Here is a 23,035-nt window from a genome sequence, read left to right as displayed (position 1 = left end):
TGACCAGGGCGGAAGCGGGAGTCGCTACGATAGTGCAACAGTTCACGCGAACGCCTGTCACGATCCCAGGGGAAGAACGGTTTCTGAACCTGGCGAGGGAACGAGTCCGTGTGCCCTTTCTTTGCTGAATGGCAATTCAAGGGTGGAGGCTTCGGTTCCGAAAGGGGCGACGTTTGTGTTTTCGGTTTCGCCCATCAACGAGCTTGGTGGGTGAGTTCCGACAGCATTCAAAACAACGGATGAAACTCTCAAGAGGAAGATCCAGGATGAAAAGAAGTGAATGCATCGTGCCAGCAATGGTTTTCGTCTTCACGTGTTGGCTCGTCGGTTGTTGCGCTGCGAATGCCGACGGCACGCTTGCTGCCCCCGGCGAAGGCAGCGAAACGGTCCATGACAGCACCGCTTCGCCTCGGCCTCCATTCAGTTGGGATCGAGTCCCTTTGTACATGCACATCCGAAAGGCGACCGATTTCACGCCCGAAGAGTTGGACTATTTAGGCGGGTTCCCGTTGATCACCCTGGAGAAGACCACGGGCAACCGGACCCATGGCTCCACCGAGGCTGGGTCTCTTGCCGCAGCCAAAGCGATCAAGTCCGTCAATGAGGACGCGTGTGTTCTGTATTACCGAAATGTCATGTGCAACTATTCCGGCTACAAGACCAATGACGGGTTGAGGGACATCCCCGGAGCATTCTTGCAGGGTAAAGACGGCAACCGAAAGCTGCATCGTGGTGTTCGGGAAATCTACGACCTGTCCAATCCGGATGTGCGTCGATGGTGGGTCGATCACTGCGTGGAAATGGCAAATCACGATGAGATCGACGGGATCTTTTTGGATGGCAACATCAAAGCGCTTGAGCCAGCCTTCCTTCGTGCGGAGATCGGAGCCGAGCGAAAGCAGGAAGTGGCCGACGGCTACTTCCTGATGATGCAAGACCTGAAGGACAGGATTCCAGCCAACAAGATGCTGTTGGCCAATGTCATCCGAGCAAGGTTGACAGATTCTGGCTTGGACACCATGCGGTACTTTGACGGATCCTACTTGGAAGGCATCGAGAGCCAGGCCAATGGCCTGACACGAGTGGAGTATTTAGCGAAAGGGATCGACGCCGTTCAGAAAGCCGCACGTCAGGGAAAGATCATCGCGATGTCGATTGGCCTGGGCGACGCAGCGCTCACAGGGCTCAAGATTGATGACAGTCGCAAGAAAGTGGTTCGGGGAGCCAACATTCAGCCACGCCTGGAGTATTGCTTGGCGCTGTTCTTGATCTGCGCTGAAAAGTACAGCTACTTCCTTCCTCATGATGGTTACAGCGTGAACAACAAGGACAGCGCCGTGTGGCTCACCAAGTTTCCAGAATACGACAAGCCATTGGGGCCGCCCAAGGGACCTGCCGTGAAGGATGGCACCACCTACACGCGCGAGTTTGAATCAGCGAGCGTCTTTCTGGATATCGAAACGCAAACCGCAAAGATCACTTGGAAGGAAACGAGATGAACTTACGGTCGCAAAGACATTCGCTTGACTGATTCACCTCGCTGGCAATCCCGCGTGTCAAATCCTTCGTTCGTTGGAGGTGCATCGAAGAGACCCTGAACAGGGAGCGGATCACGGAGGGTGGGTTGGTCAGAAAATGTGAGGTGCGAGGTGATCGTGTCAGGTGATAGGCGTTGAAGCATGTTTTAACGCTCCCCGTTCAAACCGCGGAGCGGTGACACTTGACAGCCTCGGGTTTCAACCCGAGGTCCCCTGTGCGACCGCATCGCAACAAAGCCGCAGAGCGGCGACAGGTGGTTCGCACACGCTGTCAATTGCGGTCGCTCCGACGCCTCCCATGTCCGCGCCCTCACCCACGCGTACGCCTGAACGGCGTCGCTCGACCTAGTGTATCGCTGTCGCTCTCCCGAAACTTCGTTTCGGGAGAGGTGCGCAGTGTGGCCCAGGCGAACGTTCGAACGACTCATACACTCGATGACACTTGCATGCGTGTTTAGCGTGTTTCGATTCATGCGGTTTCGCCGCATGGCTTCTGCTCACCTGCTGCTTGGGCATCTTGCCGAGACAGCCATTCCAAGATTGCTTGATTGGTTTGCTCTGGTTGTTCTTGCTGGATCCAGTGGCCGCAGTCCAGGTTGACCACGTCCGCGTTGGGGACAAACTCGGTCAGTCTTTCAAACTTGGGAATGATGTCTCGGTCGCCGTAGATCATCAATGTGGGCTGCTTAATAATTGGATCGACGTCGGCCAGCAATCGCCAGTTGCGATCGAGGTTTCGATACCAGTTGATGCTGCCGGTGAAGCCAGTCGATTCAAAGGAGGAGAGGAAGACGGCCAGTTCATCGTCACTCATCAGCGGTTCGCCTCGCAGCGTTTCTGCTTGGGCCAGGTTGATCATCATCATGCCTGGTTCAGGCGGTGCCGGCGGCACGTTTTTGCGGAACAGGTTTCGAAGAAACCGGGACGTGTTTTCGTTCAGCACTGCATCCGCGACGCCGGGATGCCGGTTGAAATGAACGAAGTAGTGGTCGCTGCCGAAGATCTCTTCCAAAAACTCAATCCAAGGCTTTTCGCCACGCTCTTGGTACGGCAAGGCAAGGTTGATCACTCGATTGACTCGGCGAGGATGCAACAGTGTCAGCCCCCAAACCACCATCGCGCCCCAGTCGTGACCGACAAAGGTGGCGTCGTCGTAGCCGAAGTGATCGAGAAGTGCGACCAGATCACCGGCCAGATGTTCGATGTCGTAGTCGGTGACTTGGGCAGGGCAAGACGAGTTCCCATAGCCTCGTTGGTTGGGGACGATGACGTGGTATCCCGCTGCGGCAAGAGCAGGGATTTGATGACGCCAAGAGAACGCATGTTCTGGCCAACCGTGACAAAGCACGATCGGATTCCCTGCGTTTTCTTGACCAGCCTGAAAGACTTCGAGGTCCACACCATTGACTGAAATCAGAGTGGGTTTGGGAAATTCGGTTGAGATGGACACTGCGATTCCTGTTGGTTTCTGGGGCGGTCAATCAGATGTGTGTCGCAACTTCGAAACTTGCTTGCGACCATGAGCACGCGTAGCGTAGAACCTAACGGTGCCAAAACGTGTCACCATTCAATGTGGTTTGTGAATTGAGTTCTCGCTCCCGTCAAGATGCGATCGTGCGTCTTCTTCGCCGCAATGGGACCATGACAATCGCTGAGTTGGCGACGGAGGTGGAGGCGTCCCGACGCACGGTGTTGCGTGACATTGGCGTTCTGCGAGACCAAGGCTTTGTCATTCATTCGGAACCAGGACGCGGGGGCGGTCTGCAACTCGATCCGCAATCCGTTTTGACCACCGCGAGGCTGTCCGTGTCGGAGGTCTTTGCGCTGATCATCAGCGTATCGGCGATGCGTGCCACCGGGAGTTTTCCGTTTCTGGGGCTCGCGGACGCGGGGCTCGCCAAGATCGAGAAGGCTCTGCCCAGGGACAAGATCCGCGATTTACGCCGCCTGTTGAAGTGCCTGTACGTCGGGGAACTTGCCCCACAAGTGAACATCTCGGACATGGGAACGATGACGCCGGCGCTGTTGCCGGCATTCGAGACCGCTTTTCTTCGTCGACTGCATCTGCGGTTTCAGTACCGAGATGCGAAAGGCGTTGAAACGCGTCGAGAGGTTGAACCGCAAGCCATGCTGATCTTGCCACCGCTGTGGTACTTGGTGGCCTGGGATCCTTCCCGCGACGACTTCCGGCATTTTCGAATGGACCGAATCAGCCGACCGACATGCTTTGAAGGCGAAACTTTTCGGCGACGTCACGTCCCATTTGAGGCTCATGTGCATCCCGTTCGCGACCCAACGTCGCGTCCATGACAGACTGGAAACCGATCCCACAGGTCCAATAAAAAAGCCGAGTTGCGATTGCTCACAACTCGGCTTTTGAAGTGGAGGCGGGGAGGATTGAACTCCCGTCCCGCGATGCATCCACGATGCCGTCTACATGTGTAGTCAAGCTATTTGTAGGGATGTCGCAACCGAAATCACGCACCCCCTTTTCGCTTCATCGGGCGCTACCTGACAGGCTCCCGAATCCACTAACTCAAATCTTGTTTAGCGACCCGCGTCTTGAGTAAGACGGGTTGCGATCCGACATTGTGACGGACATTCAGGCGACATCGGCGATCCCCATCAGTCCGGGCTACCTGTAATTAGGCGGCCAGTGCAAAGTTTTCTTCTGCAACTAAAAGTTTTTGATCAGCTTTTTACGTGGCCAACTGATCAACCACGACACGCAGGCATACGCTTCTTGACATCCGGTCGATTCCAAGTCGCCCCCTTGCTTCTTCATCAGACGTTCATTGTACCCGATTGGTTCACTGTTCGCTGCACGGTTTGTCGACGAATTTTGATCGGTGTTCTCGCAAGTCCTTTCCTCGCTGGTACTTCGCAAGGAATGCCAAACTTGGCTGCGGCACTGGTTGCTCAACGCTGCAGGGCCATGTCGACCAATGACGACAGCCCACCAAACTGGCCCTCTCGGACGACCAACCGGTCTCCCGCTCGCAGGGCGTAGTCGGATTCGGGGCGGACGTCGCCCGCACCATGGTCGGCGAACATGACTTCCATGCGAAGCCCTTCCACGGAATCAGATGAATGCCGATAGAGCACGGCTTCCAATCGACCAAAACGTTTGTCCACGCCGGTTTGCTTGAGCAATGTGCTGACGAAAACGGATTGACCTTGAGGGTTGGACCCCGAGGCGGGCGGCAATGGCAAGACTCGCACAGGTGTCCGGTCGCCGACGACCTGCAGCACGATGGAATCGTTTGCTTTGGCCTCTCGCACCTTGTGATAGACCTCTTCATTGAAGGTGCCCGATGACAGGGTGGCTCCCGAGCCAACGGTGTCGAATCGTGATTCTGGATCCGTTCCACCTGCTGCCATGCCACTCAGTTCGCTGAGTTTGGGTGGTTTCATGCTGGGCATCTTCAATGCACTCAGCTGCAGCGGCGCACAGCCTCCAGACAACAAGCACAGGGCTCCCACGACACAGGTGAGAAACAGCGTTCCGCTCAGTTTTCGTTCGGTGAGGCGTGTCATGGTGGGGGGCTTCGTCAGGCGAAGAATGACCCTGCGGGTCGCGGAAATTAGATCGTCTGGGAAGTTAATCGGCCCACCGCTGAAGTTTCTTGAGCAATCTTTGGATATTTCCTCAACTCAATCCGTTGGAGCTTACTTCTCGAAAGGGTCGATTGAGTCCGCGAAAGCCGGTCAAGGCGGGAGATGTCGGGCGGTTTGAGTCCCATCTCGGTTGGAAGAGGGATTCCATCCCGACTCGAACTGGGGTGGCAGACCAACCGAGGGCGCTGTTATCGAAAAATCTCTCGAATCGCTTCCTCCCAGGAGTCTTCTCTTATGTTCGAGTTTTTGAAACGTTTTCCTCTGCGTCGTCGGTCCCCTGTCTCACCGACCCATCTGACTCGCGACACTCAAATGAATGGGCAGCAGGCTTCTGCTGGTCATGAATTGTCCGGGAGCGTGAAGCTGAAGTTGCAGCTTCCGCCGGCCGCTGCGGATCTTCGCTCCATCGCCCAGCCAAACGTGGCTCCGGTTGCAATGGCGATGCAAAGCACCGAGGCAATGGGAAGTTCCGTCGCTTCATCTGCCATCCCAACGCCATCCACTTCGGTGGCGTCTGCTGTTGGTCGTCCGTCGCGACTTCGCAGCAGCCATCGTGAACGCATTTTTGCGATGCGGATCGAGCACCTGCAAATCTGCAATGAGAAACGTTGCCGTTTGCTGGCAAAGGTTGGAGTGGTCACCGCGGGTGATTTGGCGTGTTGCAACCCGGACCTGATTTCACGTCAATACAAATCGCCTCAACGTGCCCTGCGTTCGATCAAACGTTTGCGTGCGGCAGTGCGATTGGCGGTTGCGATTGATGGCATGATGCCTCGCGATGCACTGATTCTGGTCGCGATTCATCGCCGCAGCGTGGCTTCGTTGGCGCGTGAATCAGCCGCTGTGTTGCATCGCGATTTGGAGCGGTTCTCGCTCAGCAGTCGCGGTCAGCGATTGGTGGGGCATCGAGGGGTTCCGAGCTTGCGACGCGTCAAAAGCTGGGTGGGCCAATGCGAACAATTGGTCGCTCACTGGATTCAAACGCACCCTGCCGAAACGCAGGTTGCGGCGTAGCGAGGATCGGTCCGCGGGTGGATGGTTCACGGTCCTGGCAGGTCGTCACTGCATCTTCAGCACCGGCAGTCGACCACGTGTATCGATGCGATTGCGAATCGATTCTGGTGTGGCATCGGCTGGTCGAGGTCGTTGCATCGGAGGGACCTCCGGCGGCACGAAGTGGTCGCCTTGTCGTGAATCGCGGCGGTCAAATTCCGCTTCAATCTCTCGACGAATGTTTTGTTTGTCCGCGCACCATTTTGGTTCGATCAGATAATTGGGCGGTGCGTCGCCACTGACCCGTTCGACGATCACCTCTGGTGGAATGCGTTCCAGGAAATCGACGACGGTGCGAACGTAGTCTTCACGTTTCATCATCTGAATTTTGCCCGCCAAGACTTCTTCCCCCAGCGGCGTTCCGCGAACGCTGTAGAGATTGTGAAGCTTGATCGCATCGAAACCCAGACGACCGATTTCAACCGCCGATTCCATCATCATCGCGTGATCTTCTCGGGGGACACCCAAGATGATGTGTGAGCAGCATTCAAATCCGCGACCTCGGGAACGGTCGATCGCGTTGATCATATCGGCGTGGGTATGAGCCCGGTTCATCCACTCGAGCGATTCGTCGTGAACGGTCTGCATCCCAAATTCCAGCGACACGTCGTGGTCAACGGCCAGTTCTTGGAGCAGATCCAGGACACTGTCGGGAACGCAATCGGGCCGAGTGCCCACGGCCAAGCCCACGATTCGATCGTCCGAATGCAACGCGAGGTCAAAGATCTCCCGCAATTGCTCGATGGGAGCGTAGGTGTTCGTTGCTGGTTGGAAGTAGGCAATGAAACCACGGACGTCGTTGTAGCGTTTTTGAACGCGGCCGATTTGTTCGCTCAGCTGATCCGCGACGCGCTGCAAACGCACGCGTCGGGAGGGACTGAAGGACCGGTTGTCGCAGAAATTGCAGCCGCCCGTCGTGACCGCTCCGTCCACGTTGGGGCAAGTGAATCCCGCATCGATGCTGACACGCTGAATCCGCCCGCCATGTCGTCGACGAAGCGACTTTCCAAATGCATTGAACCGAGCACCCTCTGCCTGCCAAGCCAACCGGGAGTGATCGGGAACGATCGCCGAATCGGGGGCGGGGGTGGCGGAACGATCGGGGGATGATTGCTCAGAGGGTGATTTCATCGCGGAATTGTAACGTGGAGACGTCGGAAACCAACCGGCGACGCCGAGGGGCATGACAGACGCTTTGCCCGATGATTTTCAGCGTCGACTCGCTGGGCAGCGTCCCTTTCGGTGAAGGTGGGTTCGCTCCCCTGCCCGCTTTGGAGGTCGGGCCGTTTTGAAGTCTTGAATTGCCAGGCGTTTGTCATCACCCTCGCCTTGGGAGGGTCGAGCGAAGCGTGGGGAGGGTGAAGTAAAACTGCACGACCTCTTTCGGGGACGGAAGTTGGTTTTGGGCCAAGCAATCAAATCGCACAACCAAACTTCAAAGCGAACGCGCCGGGGGATGGACGCTGCCAAGTGAAGCGGTCGGTTGAGTCGGTCGCTGACGGCCGTTTCGGAGAATCTTCCATTTTCCGCGAGCCTTCCAATCAGAACAGGCGTCAAAATAGGAAAAGAAAGCCCTGTGATTGCCTTCCAACCTTCCCCGTCGGGGGGCGTGAAGGCTGGCCCGTCGCTCATTGCGAGAATACAATGCAGCGTTTCAAGTCATCATCCCTCCTTCTTTGAAGCTCAACGTCATCATGAGTGCGGAAGACGCCCCTCAATTTGCTGGTGCCTTTGGTCAACTGACGCCTTTGGGCGGCGGGGACCCAATCCCGCTGGTCAAAGACAAATTGCTTTTTGGTCGCCGGCGACACTGCGATATCTGCTTGGACTTCTCCAACGTGTCCAGCCAACATTGCCGAATGACCCTGGAACAGGGGTATTGGTTCATCCGTGACCTGAACAGCCGCAACGGAACCAAGGTCGATGGTCGTGCGATCATGCGCAAAAGAGCGGATCCCAACTGCAAAATCTCGATCGCAAAGCACCACTACACGTTGGAGTATGAACCGCAATTGTTGGGAGCTTATGGGCCACCACCTGCGGATGACGATTACATCGAAGAAGTGATGAAGAGTTCATTGATGGATCGGGCTGGGATCAGTCGGCGGGATCCCAAGAAGGGGTTCTTCAACCGAAAATCGGAAGACTGATCGCTCGCGACGGGAATCGGCGGCGGTTTTCGCCGTTGATCCGTTCGGATGGCAACACAACAAAAAAGGCACGTGCGAACAATGCTCGCACGTGCCTTTTTTATGAATTGGGCTGTTGTGCTTGGGATCGCCCTCTCGGGCGTTTCCAAGCGAAGCCTTGATCAACCGCGACCCAAGGTGGCGGTGACTCGTTTGATCAGGGAGCGAACGGGTTGAACCGGTTGGTACCCCGTCAACTTGCGGCGACTCCAACGACCGTCTGCCGTTTTGCTGTAGAGGATGATCTGCGGGATCATCTTTTCGCCTTCCATCAACGTTTCGGCGAGTTCTGGTTCCGCATCGCGGTTGACCAAAGCAACACTGACTCCGTCAAGTTCGCCACTGTTTTGCATGTTGGCGATGGTTGTTTTCTTCAACGTTTCGCAAGCGGGGCACCACGGTGCTCCGACCACGACCATCAGTGGTTTGTCTTCCTCGACCGACTTTTTGTAGGCGAGTGTGTAGTTCTGGTCTGGCGTCTGTGTGGACGCATGATGGGTGACCTCGGTCGTAACAGAGCCGTTGGTCGCCATAGCGATTGTGAGACCCAAGAACAGTGACAGCATCCCAAGCTTCCTCATACAACGTGTGAAGCGTCGACGGTTGCGGCACCATGCCGGCATCGAGCTGGGCAAGCGAGTGACTGACAGCCTCAGAGTCCCTGAGGGCGGCAGATCATCCGCAATCCATGTCCTAGCTCAAGAAAAGTTCGATGAGTGGTACCGCCGAAACGCTTGTGCAACGAAACACGCCCAACCCATTTCGAGTTCCTCTCGAAGGCACTGGCGAATTCGCAATAAACGCTGAAAGTCGGCTCCGGTCGATGACATCCTGATCGACGATGGAAATGACCTCGGCCTGAAAGGAAAACGTCTGACACAGTTTGGTCCCCGTTCAGGGGGGATGGCCAAACTGTGCCGATCGCGTTGACCGGACAGGCTGGGCGGGATTCTAGGACTGCAGCAAATGCGTGCAAGTATCCGCACTCGCCTTTTGGCAATTTCATGGCAGGGGAGGAATGTGGACCGCTATGGGGCGATAAAAGAGTCGCGTGCGACGCTCGTGTGTGAGAATAGGCAAGTCTGGTGAGTGCGAGATGGCACGATCGAGCGGAAGGTGGCAGTTTTCGCTCGCTGGACGCCTCTCGGGCAGACGTTTCGAGGATTCGCTTTCGAGGCGTCCACACCGCCGTCCCGGACGCTTGTTAATCGCTTTTTCCGTTTCGCGGGTTGAGAAATGGCGGGATTGCTGGCAAGTTCTTCGATTGTTCCGCCGAGTTGTTCTCCCTCATCCACCAGTAGCTCCATGCAACCGCCCGCAGTCCCGGCCGTTCCCCCTGACCACCCCCGCCTCGAAGCGTTGCTTCGGCGGATGGGCGAAGCCGTCGGGATCATGGACGACACGGTTTTTGAGAACGACAAGTTTCTCGGTTTCTTTCAGTCTTTTCGTCCCGATGGACGTGGCTTGGACGGCGTGTTTGACGAGCTGGATTGCGGGCCAGAACTGGGACAGCGCCTGGAACGCTTGTTTGAAATCGCCGGGGATGACCGGCGGCCTCAGGGCGGTCGCGATGCATTCTTCTTGGTTCGATCGCCTGAACCGATCGATCCAGCGGTGGTCGAGTCCAAGGCGGTGGAGTGGACGGAACGCATGGCCGAATTGGCCGACAAGCTGGGGGATCCCGAGGCGGCTGGACGCCTGCGATCGATCACCAAGCACCGGGTTTTGGAAGGCATTGCCCCCAAACACCCTCGGCAAGATCATGAGAAAACGGAGCTGCTGAAGACGTTCCAGAATGTTGTCGAGCAACTGGTCACGCGAATCTCGACGCCTGAACCCTTCGCAGAATCACTTCGTGCTCCTTTTTACTTCATTAGCTGCGACGCTGGTGTTCGTGATCATTTGATGTGGCCGTTGTACCGGGACCACTTGGCGGCAAGTTTGGTCGGTGTGGATCAAGGGGAGCTGGAAGAACCGTTTCAGCCTTACTTTGATCTCTGGTCCCACGGCGTGAAATTTCGCGTCTATCAAGAAAATCAAGTCGACTGGTACATGCCACGTCTATAGTGGGCCCGATGTCACCCTCGTCTTCTCAGCCAACGTTTGCGAGCCCCGGTTCCGCGGTTCCCGATTCGGTCGTCGCTTCCCTGGATGCGGCGGAAGCAGACGCGTTCCCGGACGGTGACATGGGCGCCATCCATGAAGTTGAGCCTCCTTCCGGGAATGGCCCCAGGTCTTCCTCCGGTGACGGTGGTTTCATTCACGCGATTGTTTTCGTGGTTGTGATGATGGCGATGTTCATCAACCCCATCGAACCGAAGACCAGTGCCGAATTCGATCGGGCGACCAGCAGCCTGAACGTGCTGACGCTGGCAAAACTTGCCATCGCCGCGGCCGCCAGCGGTTTGGGAGGAATCGCGTTGTTGGTCAGCCCGCGAACCCGGCTGTTGCTCGGCAGTCTCCCGGGACTTGGACTGCTCGCACTCGGCGGTCTGTTCTGTATCACCAGTCTGTTTGCCATCGAAAGCAACGCGACCATCAGTCGCGCGTCAGCATTGATCTTTGTTGGCTACCTGCTTTTCACCGCGATGGCGCTGGCCACGTTGGGACCACGACGCATGCTGGCGGCGATCGTTGCAGGAACGTCGCTGTACATGTTGGTGACCTGGGGCCTGTTCGTGCTTGTTCCCGAAATGGGGACGTTCGAGGAATACATTAGCGCGACCGAAACGGTCCAGCGAATGGGCGGCACGGGGCACCCGAACAACATCGCGAAAACGGCGATCGCAATTGGGTTGGTTGGCGTGGCCATGTACTTGGGACGCACCGATTCATTGATCTCCGTGGGCGTCCGTGGGCCGTGGCAGCGACTGGTGTTGATCGCCATCATGGTGCTTGCCGCAGCCACGGTCGTGGCAACGCTCAGCCGAACGGCCATGCTGGCGGGGATGGCCGCTGGGGGCGTTTTGCTGATCGATCGTCTTTACGGACGAGGCGGGTTGGCCCTTGGGATCATCGGAATCGCCTCGGCCGCGGGGCTGGTTCTGGCGATTTCACTGTTCACCGGAGAAGGCCCTTTCTCGGAGTCCGCGGTCAATGCGGTGACCAAAAGCGGTGATGTGGAAGAACTCACCTCGCTCACCGGCCGAACCACGATCTGGGAAGAAGCCATTGGACTGATCGCGGTGCGCCCGCTCACTGGATACGGGATGGACAGTGCCGCCAGTGTCATGAGCCGCGAAGCAACCGGGACTCACAACTTGTTGTTGCACGTCACCTTTTCCGCGGGAGTCTTCGCCTGCTTGCTGATACTGTTGATGCTCGGATGGTCGTTGGTGTTTGGAGCGACCTCGCCACAGGAATGGATCCGCACTGTCCTGACCTACGTGTTGGTGTCAGGACTCGTCGAGGACACGATCATCGAGTCGTTTCCAACCACGCTGACCGTCCTTTGGATGGCCGCGTTGTTGGCACCGGCGTTAGCCGGTCGTTCCCAATCCTGACGCGATCGCATTGACGCTCAACAGCAAGGCGGGGAGCAATGCATCGGCTTGTTTGTGCTCGCCCATCTTGTTGTAACTACGCCAACGCTGCAGCAGGGAGATCTGTTGGCGGTGCAGCAAACGCAGACCCTCGCTTCGCAGTGCGATCATGCGTTGCACGTTGGGACGCTGGGTTTCCAGCGGTCCGCCATAAACTGCTTCGACCATCTCGCAAGCCAGCGTCCATTGCGATTCGATGTCGCTGACAAAGTGTTCTCGCAGTGTTTCGTTTTCAACCAGCATCGCGTATTGCTTCATCACTTCAATGTCGACCGCTGTCACGCTGGTCGCCACGTTGCTGATCAAGTAGTGGAGTGGCGCCCAGTCGCGGAGTGCTTCTTTGACGGCCGCGAACTCATCGGGGCATTCGGTTTGCAACTTTTTCAGAGCGGTCCCGACGCCGTACCAACCTGACAGGTAGCAACGGGCTTGACCCCAACTGAACACCCACGGGATGGCTCGCAAGTCATCCAGCGTTTGCTGGCCGGTTCGACGGGCCGGACGCGATCCGATGCGGCTTTGTTCAATTGCATCGATCGGCGTGGCTTCGCGAAAGAACTCGACGAAGCCGTCGCTGTGAAGCAATTCGTGGTAGGTCGATCGAGCCCAGGCGGCCAGTTTCACCAGCGTTGGTTCCAGCGGATGTTCGGGTTCCTCGGATCGCGAATCGGCCAACGATTTTCGCGTGACTCCCGCGAGGAACAGTTCCAGGTTGTAGATCGCGGTCGGTTCGTGAGCGTACTTTTGAGCGATCGTCTCGCCCTGTTCTGTGAGCCGCATGTCACCGCCGATCGTATGATCGGGAAGACTCTTGATGAACCGGTGCGTTGGCCCGGCACCGCGGCTGATCGTGCCGCCGCGGCCATGAAAGAATCGGGCGCGAACGCCGTGGGAACGAGCCGCCTGAGTCAGTTTTCGCTGAGCGTGACGCAGCCCCACGAGGCTGGCCAGAATCCCGCCATCCTTGTTGCTATCGCTGTATCCAATCATGACTTGTCCGACCGGAGTCGTCGCCCCTTCTCGTTGGGCAATCGCAGCCAAGCTGTTTCGCGTGATCGGGTGTTGAAGGAATCCGTCGTAGATCTCCGGCGAGCGTTCGAGGTCATCGATCGTTTCGAACAACGGGACCACTGGCAGCGGGCAAACCACTCCCGATTCGGTCCGTTGCAACAACCCGACTTCGCGAGCGAGCAAGTAGACCGCCATCAAATCCGATGTCTTGCGGGTCATGCTGACGATCAGCGCTCCCAGTCCATCGGCACCATGTTGCGAGCGATACTCGGTCACCACGCGCAGCGCTCCGAGCACCGCATCGGCTTCTTCGCCAGCGGATGCATCAGGGTGCGTCAGTGGTCGCGAACTGGCTAGTTCCTCGTTCAGGAAAGCCATCCGTTTGTCTTCATCCCAGCTGGCAAATTTCCAGTCCGCCATGCCTGCGGCTCGCAGAAGTTGTTCGATCGCGGTGTCGTGTTTGGCGCTGTTTTGCCGGATGTCCAGCACTGCCAAGTGGAAACCAAACGTTTGAGCGATTCGCATTGTGGGAGCCACGGCACTGGTCGCCACATCTCCCAGATCGACCGCCACCAAGCTTTCGTGCAGGCAACGGAGATCCGCCAGCAATTCGCGTGAACGTTGGTACGTGAATTGTTCCTTGCCGTTTGCCCTCGTCGACTCGGATGGCAAGCTGGCTAGCATCAGGTTGATGAACTGACGCCAAGGTTCATTGGGGTTCCGCGAAATTGCGGCGGCTCCGGTGCTGCCCATCGCATGGGCTCGTTCTGCAATGCGGGTGAGGAAATCACTGGTCGGCGGCAACCAATAGGCCGACACGCTGGTCAAACGCGCCAGTTGAACCAGCTCCTCTCGCATCAGTTCGACCGCACCACGGCGAAGCTGCATCAGCGTTTCTTCAGTGACTTCAGGCGTGACCAATGGGTGCCCGTCGCGGTCGCCGCCCACCCAGGTTCCGAACGTCAATCGCGGCAACGCCAAGGGATCTGCGATGGCCTTTTCGCTCAGTCCGACCTCTCGCCAAGCTTGCCGCAAGCGTTGATCAAGTGGTTGCAAGGCTTTGGGGAAGACGACCGTCAAGTAATCCATCACATTGCGGCGTTCGGATTGCAGGTCCGGTTTGTCGAGGTAGATTTCGCCGGTTCGCCACAGGATGCTGAGCACCGATTCAATCGCTTGCTCGTTCTCAGATCGCCGCCATGGGGGAAGGTCTTCCTGGTGTCGAAGTTGGAAACGGCGGAAGAGGCGACGGTGGTGAGCCAACACCGTCGCTCGTTTGGCCTCGGTGGGGTGTGCGGTCAGCACGAGTTCGACTCGCATCGATGGAAGTTCTGCGGCAATCATGTCCGCGGTCCATCCCTGGTCGATCAATTGTTGCAGGCTCTCGCCCCACAGCGCGGGGAGATCAGCCATGCCGGTCTCAGATTCAATGCGGTCTCGAAACTGAGCGGCAGACCCCTGTTCGGCCATGCTCAACAATTGGAAGGCAATGGAATACGCCTGAGTCAGCTGAACCGAATCAGCCGGAGCTTTTGCGGGATCGAGCTTGCAACCCGGGACCGGCAACAGCTCTGCCAGTTTCTCGTCGCCCCCCCGCTGCAGAACCGTCTGCAGCGCGGACAGCATCCACTGCCAGTCACGATTCAGTTGGTCGACATCAAGGGCGAGAATATTGGCTGATACCATCGGGGCAATTCAATGTGGAGAATAGGAGAATGAGGTCGCGACTTAATTGCATCATCGGGTCTCGTCAATCAAACGAATCGTCGGGTATCTCGCGTTCCTTGCCAATGGTGACAGCGCATAAAAAAACGAGCGCTGTTCGTGAACAGCACTCGCTCTTATTCTCGGTCAAACGTCGATTCCGAATCAGGTTGGGAATCAACGATGTCCGGTGATTCAGTTGCAGCAAGGGGTTGGGCAGCACTTTTTGGCTGCGAAACGAGCCTTGATCTTTGCGAACAAGCCACATTTTGGCTTGGCACATGGGTCGCAGCAGACAGGTGCTGGTTCGCAGCAAACTGGAGCTGGTTCGCAGCAAGGAGCTGGGGCAGGTTCGCAGCAAGGTGCTGGAGCTGGAGCTGGTTCGCAGCAAACGACTGGTGCAGGTGCTGGTTCGCAGCAAACTGGCGCTGGTTCGCAGCAGACAGGTGCTGGTGCTTCGCAGCAAACTGGGGCTGGTTCGCAGCAGCTGTTCTTTTTGAAGCATCCGAACAAGCCAGCTTCGGCTTGTGGAGCAACGGCAACGCTGGAAACAGCGAACAGGGCGACAACCATGATCGATCGAATCATCTAAACTCTCCTAGACTAGGTGGAAATGCCTCAAACACGCGCGGAGGCAATTTGGGCAGAGTTTAGGTCTCACGCAGCTTGCGTCAACCATAGCAATTGCACCGGGAAAAACGATTAAAACGTCTTTTAGGGCAGTTCGCTTGCGGTTTTTGAGCGTTTTTACGCGACTGTGTTCAAATTGGGAACGCAGCCGCGTCAGGATGCCGCACCGGGCCCCTTAGCAAGATTTCCTGCCTCAACCACCCAATTTCAACATTTTGATGCTGATTGAGCTGGTTCACGAGGCAATTTCTACGCTTTTCGACTGAGGGAGGCAGCGAAAATCAAGCCGCACGGCGACCTGGAGTCGCTGTGTCTTCGCGTCGGGTGGGCTGGTCCAAGCGTCGTCGTGGAATCGCCAAGGGGCCCCGTTCATCTGCTCCGGCGTACGAATACCAGGCCCGTTCATCGATCGCGTCCAAGATGGAGCTGGCAACCTTCACGGCGCGAGCCCCGGCGGAACCGTCAACAACCGGTGAGGATCCGCTTTCGATGCTGATGACAAAGTCATGCAGTTCGTCCAGGATCGCGTTTCGAGGTTGCAGTTCGTTGACTTCGCAATGCAGGTGCTCACTGAACAACGCGTCGGCGTAACCCAGGGGGTTCTCCGTTTGTTCGTTGAGCTCGAATTGTCGAGTCGTGAGCGTTTCGCTGGCGCGAACGGTCGCCAGGGATGGCTTGCCGAAATCGATTTGTGCAAAGCCAGCGGGGCTGAACAGAGTCATGTCGCGAGCAGGCAGTGGGCTGACGCGAGAAGCCTTGAGGTTGGCGACCATGCCGCACTCGAATTCGATGCGTGCTTCCGCGATGTCTTCGTGGTCGCTGACAACCGAAATTCCGCTGGCGGAAATGGATCGGACGGCGGACTGAGTCAGTGACAGGACGAGGTCCAAGTCGTGAATCATCAGGTCCATCACGACGCCGACGTCCAAGCAGCGGCCTGGGAATCGAGAGGCCCGTGTGGCTTCGACGTACTTCACGTCGACACCAAAGTCTTCCAGCGATGTGAACGCTGGGTTGAATCGTTCGACATGGCCGACTTGCAACACGACGTTTCGTGTGGATGCCATCAATGCCAGGCGGCGTGCGTCGTCGGACTCAGCAGCCAGTGGCTTTTCAACCATCAGATGTTTGCCCGCTTTGATCAGCGTCGAGGCGATCTCGGCGTGATAGTCAGTGGGGGCCGCGATGATGGCGGCGTCGATGTCTTCGATGACATCGCGATAATCAGAGTGAGCTGCAACGCCGTGCGTGTCGGCGACTGCCTGGCAGGCGGCCTGGACGGGATCGCAGACGGCGACGAGGCGAGCGCCATCGACTTGTGAAATCAATTTCGCGTGGATGCGGCCCAGATGACCTGCACCGATGACGGCGACTCGCAATTCCCGGTTCATGCTGCTTTCTTTCTTCTATCTCGGCCTCGGCCGGCACGACCAAGGCAACTGTTGTCTAAACAATCAAATAGGTGCCGCAACACGGGGCGGATCGGACCTGTCGCAAACAATTCATCGCGAGCGGGTTCCACGCCGATACGTTTCCGATACAGCAAACGAAAAGCCTGTGTCAACACAGTAATGTCATCTTCCGTGTAGTCATGGCGTTTCAGTCCCACTGTGTTGATGCAGCGAGGACGAGCGTCAGCTCCATCGACGATGACAAAGGGAGGCACGTCTTGAAGGATGCGGGTCATCGCACCGACAAAGCTGAGCGTTCCGATCGAAACGAATTGATGCACGCCGGCTCCGCCTGCAATGGTGACGTCGTCAGCGATGTGGGCGTGACCGCCAATCATGCAGTTGTTCGCCAGTACGATTCGCGAACCGATGTTGCAATCGTGCGCAATGTGGGTGCCGGTCATCAGATAGTTGTGATCGCCGACGCGAGTCACACCGTCTTCTTTTTCGCTGGCGCGATTGATCGTGACTTGTTCGCGGAAGACGTTGCCGTCGCCGATCTCCACACGCGTGGGCGTGTTCCGATAGCTGACGTCTTGCGGGTTGGTGCCGATCGAAACGTGCGGGAAGATTTGGTTGTCGCAACCGATCGAAGTGACACCATCAAGGGTCACATGATCTCCCACTCGTGTGCGGTCGCCCAACTTAACATTGGGGCCAATGACACAGAAGTGTCCAATTTGGACACCTTCGCCAATTTGCGCACGAGGATCGACCACGGCGGTTTGAGCGATACTAGCACTCATAGTTGGATCCTTGGTGCGTTGTTCTGAGGTTGAGTTGCGAGAGGGAAGTGAGTCAAAGTTCCGAGTTGATCTATCATGCGGCTCGCCGTTGCTGCAGGCCAATGGTTTGATTGGCACGTTGATTCCGTTGTTGTTGCTGAGCAAGTTCAGCCAAGCGAACGGCAACCATGCCGTTGAGTTGGTGCCCACCTCGGACGGAAGAAAACTGTCCTATCAAAGTGACGCCCGCCAAGGAAAGGTCACCGATCAAGTCCAGCGTTTTGTGCCGAGCGCACTCGTTGCGGAATCGATATTCGTTGTCGACCGGTCCTTCGTCGCTGATCACCAAGAGGTCTTGGTGGGTGACGTGGGAGGCGACGCCGGACTGGCGGAGTTGCAAGGCTTGATCGGCAGTCACGAACGTGCGTGCGGAGGCGACTTGTCTTGCGAACGTGTGCGGTGTGGGAACGCATCGGAAGGATTGCTCCCGAATGGCACTGTCGGGGCCGTAGTCCAGGTGGTATTCGTAAGCGGCTTCGCCTTGCGTGGTGGGCGAAACGTCGATGTACCCGCCACCGTGTTCTGTGCGGAATGAGTCGCGAATGATCAGGGGTTGGGAAGCGGCGGCTTGGATGACCAGGCCTGCTTCTTGCAACGCCTCGACGTAGGGCAGGGAGCTTCCGTCCAACCCAGGGAGTTCCTCGGAGCTGATTTCGACACGGCAGTTGTCGATTTCCAGGCCTGCGAAGGCGGCCAGCAGGTGCTCGACCATTTCAAATTTGGCCGGACCGTTGGCAAGGTTGGTTCGGAACGAAACGCCCGTGGCGAAGTGAGTGTTCGCAGGGCATTCGGGTTCGCCAGGCAAATCGGATCGCACGAGAACGATTCCGGTTCCGGCAGGCGCGGGGCAGCAGGTGACGCGGACGTCCTTGCCGCTCCAGTAGCCGCGGCCGCTGATCGCACAGCTCGAGGCGATAGTGTGTTCGTTGCGAATCCCCATCACGCTGCGAGCCTCCTTGCACGCGAGCGAAGCCTGATTGTCATCAACGGAGTGACGATGTGCCCCATTGGTATTCTTGGAGAGCGTCACGAATCCTTGTGGCGCTCGGTCGGTGGCTCAAGCGATGCTCGAGCCACCTTTCAAATTGTCAGTCAGGGCGACTGGATCACTGGCGGTTTGGCGTTCCGCCAGGCTTGACAGCCAACAGTTTCTTGTCGAGGTAGCTCATGACCGCACCGGTCATGTCCAGTTGCTCGTCGTGATAGACGATGTTTCGCATCACGCCACGGATGACCGACTCGCCTTGTGCCAGGTCCATGTCTTCGCTGTTGTAACGCAAAACCAAGTTGATTTTGTGGTACTCGGCGATCGCTTGAACGCCGGAAGTGATGAGTTTGTAGTTGTCGTAGTAGATCTTGGCTTCGCGGTCGGCGAGCTCTTTGCGTTTGCGAGCCATGTCCAAACGGAGTTTGGATTCCATGGATGCGACGCGTTCTTCTTGAGCGGTGTACTCAGGGGAGTTGGGTTGGAAGGTCTTCAGCTTTTCAGCCGCTGCCTTCAACTCTTCTCGTTTCGCTGTCAGTTCGGTGTCGAAGGACTTCAAATTGTCCTCCACCGCCTTGACTTGCTGTTTGATACCTTCGTTGTTTTTGAAGATGTACGCGACATCCACAACGGCGATGCGATGGCCTGCGTCTTGGGCGGATGCCGAAGTCGGTGCCAATACGCTGACGGTGGTCATGGCCATGGCGATGGCCGAAAGAACGATGGTTCGCACGTCCGCTACTCCTTGCGTGGTGAATGCGATTGTCTGATTCATGCCCGCTTGATTGGCTCCGGTTTCCTCACCGAAATCAAGCATTGCTGCCGGTCATTGTGTCAATCCGTTCCAACCGCTTCAAGGCGGATCGGGGCGGTTTGCACAGCAGTTTGGCATTTTTCTTGGCGTTTTATCTTGTTCATCTTGCCCGAAGTCGCACCATCAATTCCATCTCTTCTTCATCACGCTGGATTGTCAGTCGCAGCGAGTCTCCGGGTGACTTCGGTCGAAGTTCTTCCCGCAGATCGTTGACAGTTTGAATGGTCCGGTCTCCGGCTTTGATCAACTGATCGCCCACTTGGACGCCACCTTCCTTTGCAGCACTGGGATCCATCACTCCGGCGACTTGGTTGGAATTGGGATCCATTTGGATGCCCAGAACCACTTTCATCTGATGCCGAATCTGAAAGTCTTTGTTGGTCTGCGTGTACGGAGGGCGCTCGTCCATCGTGGCGACACGATTGGCGGCCTGAGAAACGATATCGGTTATGCGGGTCATCCCGTCCAGGTTAAGTTTCTCAAAATCATCACTTGGACGGTGATAGTCACTGTGCAATCCGGTGAAGAAGAACAGAACAGGGACGCCAGCTTCGTAAAACGAGGCGTGATCGCTGGGCCCATATCCGGTTGAAACGAGGTTGAGTTTGAACGGTCGCGAGGTTTGCTGCATGCCTTTGTTCAGGCCCAGGACCAGTGATTCGAAGCCCGTGGCTGTTCCGGTCCCGTAGATGGTCAGTTCGTTGTCGCGAAGTCGACCGACCATGTCCATGTTCAGCATCGCGACCGTGTTTGAAATCGGGAATCGAGGCTGGGAACAGTAGTGCTTGCTGCCCAGCAATCCACGTTCTTCGCCGGTGAAGGCGATGAACACGATTCGTCGGTGATCGGTCGTCTGGTTCAGTTCATCCACGACACGTTCAGCGACGGCCAGCATCGTGGAGGTGCCTGAGGCGTTGTCATCAGCCCCGTTGTGGATCTCGATCGTTCCAGGGGCAAGCGAACCCATGCCGCCCATTCCAACGTGATCGTAGTGAGCCCCGATCACGATGGTTTCATCGGCCAGCTTGCCTTTGCCTTCCAGCACACCCAACACGTTGGGGCTGGTCGCGGTTGCTTTCGTCAGTCCCACCTGGAGACGACCACGCAGTCCGGTGGATGCAATCACTTTCGGCTTGTAGTCCGCGTCAATGGCCTCTTCGACCGCGGTCAGACCCTTCGCAAACAAGGCTCGCGAGTCGTCGTCCTCGTTCGTCGATGGCAGGGAAGCCATTTGCTTCAGCAAGTGATCGGCGGCTTCCCTCGAAATCGACGCGACGGGGATGGCGGGACGGCGAGATGACTTGCCCGTCTGCGGGTCGGTGACCTTTCCGTTGCCCTGGAGAGGCCGCATCCCGGCTTCGGCGACACCGAGCATTCCCCACTTGGCTTGCGCCACTTCCTGTTCACGATTGCCCAGCATCTCGTTGACTCGATCAAGTTGCTTGGTCAATGCCGTTCGCAGATTGGTGGCTTCGGCAGGCAACGCGTTGAGCTGAGTCGTTAACGCTTGGAGACGTTTTTCTTCGGCTCGATAGCGTTGGTGGATCGCTTGCACCATGCGTTCTGTGCTCACCGGATCGTTGACGAGCAGCACGCCCACGGCGCCCTGGTCGATCGCGGTTGAAACTTTGGTGTCAAAGAAGGCATGGCGGGTGTTCTTCACGCCATCGAAGGGGCTGTTTGGGTCCGCGAAACCAGGCTCTTTGCGAAGCATCATCACAATTTTGCCTTCGATGGAACCGTTTTTCTCGGAGGGTTGCTCGCCGCTAGCCAGTTGGAAAGCCGCGTAATCGTCGTATCCCAGATCTGCTGCGCGGATGCCGTATCCCACCCAAACAATGTGGGCTTCGACGTCGCCTTGGGTGGTGCCAATTGCCAGCGGCATGAATTGGTTTTCCAGTTCGATCGCGGTCGGTTCCGTCCCGGGGGACGACCAGCGGAGGCGATTGTCAGCCGACGAAGTCGGTTGCGATCCCGTGGCCATCTCCACCGGTTGCATCGGGGAATCGCCGTACAGGCGCGTTTCCAATCCGATTTCGCGATATCGTTCGGCAATGTAATCCGCCGCTTTCAGGATCTCGGGGCCCACCGCGCTGCGCCCGGCCAGTTCTTCGCTGGTCAGGTACCTCAGGTCCTTTGCCAGTGATTCGGCTGACGCCGCCGGAGAGCGGGTGGCCTCTGATTTCGCGACGGATTTTGGCGTCAACTCTTCTGCGTTGAGGGAATGCATCGCCATTCCAAACCCGAGCAGGGCGATTCCCAAGCGGTAAAAAGCGAGCGAGGCTCGGTTCCCAGGCGTGCCAATCGTGTGCCTTCGCGTCATCATTTGCTTCCAGAGGTAGTGACAGAGATCGTTTCGCGAGAAGGTGTGGGGTGCACCTCGTTATACCTGTTGAAGTCGGCTGTTTGTTCGGTCGGTCCAGTCGACTTGCTGTGCCAGATTGAAACTTAGTTCGAAGCAAACCTGCATTCTCGTTGCCAAAACACCCGTTTCCCAGATAGAATTTGCGTTTGGAAGAGGGAGATGCGATTGCTGCATTGGCGATCATTCCCTCCCACCAGTCGCTCACCGGTGGCCGAGACAACCTCTTGTTTCGGTCACCGGCGCGGGACTGAAGATTTGACACTCCTGTCGTTTCTTCCCCATCCCACTCTCTGAGGTCTCCTTGCGCGTGTCACCCTCGTCACCGAAATCTTCTCGTGATCCATCACGAGAATCGCTGTCGCCATCGGCGTTGGAAACGAAACCGGCGAACTCCAACGAGTTCTCTCCCTCCTCGGATGAAGCTGAGGATCAGGCCATTCGATTGGTGGACGCATCTGACGACGAACCGTACGCCGATGCCTTCGCAAAGATTCAGCGTTGCCAGGAGATTCTGGGCTACGACTTTCAAGACCTGGATCTGCTGCGGTCGGCTTTGACCCACGCTTCTGGGGCATCCAATCGATTGGCCAGCAATGAGCGTCTGGAGTTTCTCGGTGACTCGGTTCTCGGGCTGACCGTTTGCGAATGGTTGTTCAACGAATACCCCGAATACAGCGAAGGCGATCTGACGAAGATCAAATCCGCCGTCGTCAGTCGTCGTTCGTGTGGCAAAGCCGCCTGCAAACTTGGGCTGGATCAATGCCTGATCGTTGGCCGTGGTGTGACCCGAAATCGAAGCTACCCCAAGTCACTGGTTAGCGACGTCTTCGAGGCTGTCATTGCAGCCTTGTACATTGATGGTGGGCCTGAGATCGTGCGCAACCGATTGAAGGATTGGTTGGCCGATGAAGTCAACTTGGCCGTTGACACGCAAGGGTCCGGGAATCACAAATCTGTTTTGCAGCAATACGCTCAGCGGGAATTGTCCGCGACGCCTGTCTACAGACTGATTCGCGAGACGGGACCGGACCATCGCAAGATGTTCTTGATGGGCGCGATGGTGGACGATCGCAGTTTCGCTCCCGCGTGGGGCAACAACAAAAAAGACGCCGAGCAGCGTGCCGCTGCCAACGCGTTGGCTGAGTTGCACGGCAATTCAGTGCCGTACGACAGCGATCAACCACCGGTTTAGTGGACGGCTTGGGAGTCAAAGCGAAGCCGGGCCGAGCAGCTTGCTTTGAGTGAACCGAAAAATCCAACGGGGTGTCACGTCTGTGGAATGTGGACGGGTTGCGACTTCTTTGTCGCGTTGCGACTCTGACGCCACTCCGCCCGCAGTTCGTTCAATTG

18 protein-coding genes and 1 other RNA gene are annotated in these 23,035 nt (G+C 57.1%); 8 read left to right on the top strand and 11 right to left on the bottom strand.

Annotation, left to right across the window (positions count from 1 at the left end):
- The first annotated feature begins 266 nt into the window (after window positions 1-266).
- Window positions 267-1,499, top strand: a complete 1,233-nt coding sequence (locus tag UH5x_RS06745) for a putative glycoside hydrolase (protein WP_482635169.1) — start codon at window positions 267-269, stop codon at window positions 1,497-1,499.
- Window positions 1,500-2,007: 508 nt separating this feature from the next.
- Here UH5x_RS06745 and UH5x_RS06740 read toward each other — a convergent pair.
- Window positions 2,008-2,988: an alpha/beta fold hydrolase gene (locus UH5x_RS06740; protein ID WP_047813471.1), complete on the bottom strand. Its 981-nt coding sequence runs from the start codon at window positions 2,986-2,988 to the stop codon at window positions 2,008-2,010.
- Between the two features lie 134 nt (window positions 2,989-3,122).
- On the opposite strand from UH5x_RS06740, the gene UH5x_RS06735 reads away from it, so the two are divergent.
- Window positions 3,123-3,848 (top strand): helix-turn-helix transcriptional regulator, encoded by a 726-nt coding sequence (locus tag UH5x_RS06735; protein ID WP_482635168.1) that lies wholly within the window; start codon window positions 3,123-3,125, stop codon window positions 3,846-3,848.
- 69 nt (window positions 3,849-3,917) lie between these two features.
- Here UH5x_RS06735 and ssrA read toward each other — a convergent pair.
- Window positions 3,918-4,311: a transfer-messenger RNA gene (gene ssrA, locus UH5x_RS06730) on the bottom strand.
- Window positions 4,312-4,457: 146 nt separating this feature from the next.
- The gene (locus tag UH5x_RS06725; protein WP_047813469.1) at window positions 4,458-5,075 is read right to left on the bottom strand and encodes a hypothetical protein; all 618 of its coding nucleotides are present in this window, start codon (window positions 5,073-5,075) and stop codon (window positions 4,458-4,460) included.
- 315 nt (window positions 5,076-5,390) lie between these two features.
- On the opposite strand from UH5x_RS06725, the gene UH5x_RS06720 reads away from it, so the two are divergent.
- Window positions 5,391-6,170: a DUF4332 domain-containing protein gene (locus UH5x_RS06720; protein WP_482635167.1), complete on the top strand. Its 780-nt coding sequence runs from the start codon at window positions 5,391-5,393 to the stop codon at window positions 6,168-6,170.
- A gap of 45 nt (window positions 6,171-6,215) precedes the next feature.
- Here UH5x_RS06720 and mnmL read toward each other — a convergent pair whose 3' ends face one another.
- A complete protein-coding gene (gene mnmL / locus UH5x_RS06715) occupies window positions 6,216-7,394 on the bottom strand; it encodes a tRNA modification radical SAM protein MnmL/YtqA (RefSeq protein ID WP_482635166.1) in 1,179 nt (392 codons plus the stop codon).
- 509 nt (window positions 7,395-7,903) lie between these two features.
- Here mnmL and UH5x_RS06710 point away from each other — a divergent pair.
- Window positions 7,904-8,359 (top strand): FHA domain-containing protein, encoded by a 456-nt coding sequence (locus UH5x_RS06710; protein WP_047813579.1) that lies wholly within the window; start codon window positions 7,904-7,906, stop codon window positions 8,357-8,359.
- 161 nt (window positions 8,360-8,520) lie between these two features.
- Here UH5x_RS06710 and UH5x_RS06705 read toward each other — a convergent pair whose 3' ends face one another.
- Complete coding sequence (locus UH5x_RS06705) at window positions 8,521-8,964, bottom strand: thioredoxin family protein (RefSeq protein ID WP_047813467.1); 444 nt, start codon at window positions 8,962-8,964, stop codon at window positions 8,521-8,523.
- Between the two features lie 739 nt (window positions 8,965-9,703).
- Here UH5x_RS06705 and UH5x_RS06700 point away from each other — a divergent pair.
- Window positions 9,704-10,465: an apolipoprotein acyltransferase gene (locus UH5x_RS06700; RefSeq protein WP_482635165.1), complete on the top strand. Its 762-nt coding sequence runs from the start codon at window positions 9,704-9,706 to the stop codon at window positions 10,463-10,465.
- A gap of 8 nt (window positions 10,466-10,473) precedes the next feature.
- On the top strand, window positions 10,474-11,901 hold the full coding sequence (locus tag UH5x_RS06695; protein ID WP_482635164.1) for an O-antigen ligase family protein: 1,428 nt from the start codon (window positions 10,474-10,476) through the stop codon (window positions 11,899-11,901).
- Here the strand turns inward: UH5x_RS06695 and UH5x_RS06690 are convergent.
- Window positions 11,878-14,637, bottom strand: coding sequence for a phosphoenolpyruvate carboxylase (locus UH5x_RS06690; protein ID WP_047813464.1), 2,760 nt, complete (start codon window positions 14,635-14,637; stop codon window positions 11,878-11,880). The two genes, UH5x_RS06695 and UH5x_RS06690, sit on opposite strands and share 24 nt — an antisense overlap.
- A gap of 299 nt (window positions 14,638-14,936) precedes the next feature.
- Here UH5x_RS06690 and UH5x_RS06685 point away from each other — a divergent pair, with 299 nt between their 5' ends.
- A complete protein-coding gene (locus UH5x_RS06685) occupies window positions 14,937-15,155 on the top strand; it encodes a hypothetical protein (protein WP_482635163.1) in 219 nt (72 codons plus the stop codon).
- A gap of 411 nt (window positions 15,156-15,566) precedes the next feature.
- Here UH5x_RS06685 and UH5x_RS06680 read toward each other — a convergent pair whose 3' ends face one another.
- The 5 genes from UH5x_RS06680 to UH5x_RS06660 form a co-directional block, all read right to left on the bottom strand.
- Window positions 15,567-16,676: a Gfo/Idh/MocA family oxidoreductase gene (locus UH5x_RS06680; RefSeq protein ID WP_482635162.1), complete on the bottom strand. Its 1,110-nt coding sequence runs from the start codon at window positions 16,674-16,676 to the stop codon at window positions 15,567-15,569.
- Window positions 16,673-17,482: an acyl-ACP--UDP-N-acetylglucosamine O-acyltransferase gene (gene lpxA / locus UH5x_RS06675; protein ID WP_047813460.1), complete on the bottom strand. Its 810-nt coding sequence runs from the start codon at window positions 17,480-17,482 to the stop codon at window positions 16,673-16,675. Before lpxA ends, UH5x_RS06680 begins: the two co-directional genes overlap by 4 nt.
- 73 nt (window positions 17,483-17,555) lie before the next feature.
- The gene (lpxC, locus tag UH5x_RS06670; RefSeq protein ID WP_482635937.1) at window positions 17,556-18,464 is read right to left on the bottom strand and encodes a UDP-3-O-acyl-N-acetylglucosamine deacetylase; all 909 of its coding nucleotides are present in this window, start codon (window positions 18,462-18,464) and stop codon (window positions 17,556-17,558) included.
- Window positions 18,465-18,627: 163 nt separating this feature from the next.
- The gene (locus tag UH5x_RS06665) at window positions 18,628-19,281 is read right to left on the bottom strand and encodes an OmpH/Skp family outer membrane protein (protein ID WP_047813577.1); all 654 of its coding nucleotides are present in this window, start codon (window positions 19,279-19,281) and stop codon (window positions 18,628-18,630) included.
- A 139-nt stretch (window positions 19,282-19,420) separates the two neighbouring features.
- A complete protein-coding gene (locus UH5x_RS06660) occupies window positions 19,421-21,646 on the bottom strand; it encodes a M28 family peptidase (RefSeq protein ID WP_482635161.1) in 2,226 nt (741 codons plus the stop codon).
- Between the two features lie 346 nt (window positions 21,647-21,992).
- Between UH5x_RS06660 and rnc the strand changes: the two genes are divergently transcribed.
- The gene (rnc, locus tag UH5x_RS06655) at window positions 21,993-22,877 is read left to right on the top strand and encodes a ribonuclease III (protein ID WP_482635936.1); all 885 of its coding nucleotides are present in this window, start codon (window positions 21,993-21,995) and stop codon (window positions 22,875-22,877) included.
- The last annotated feature ends 158 nt before the right edge of the window (window positions 22,878-23,035 follow it).

The organism is Rhodopirellula sp. UH5 (genome assembly GCF_056839225.1).
Note: the sequence above shows the minus strand (reverse complement) of the source record. Positions and strands in the feature narration are given on the sequence as shown.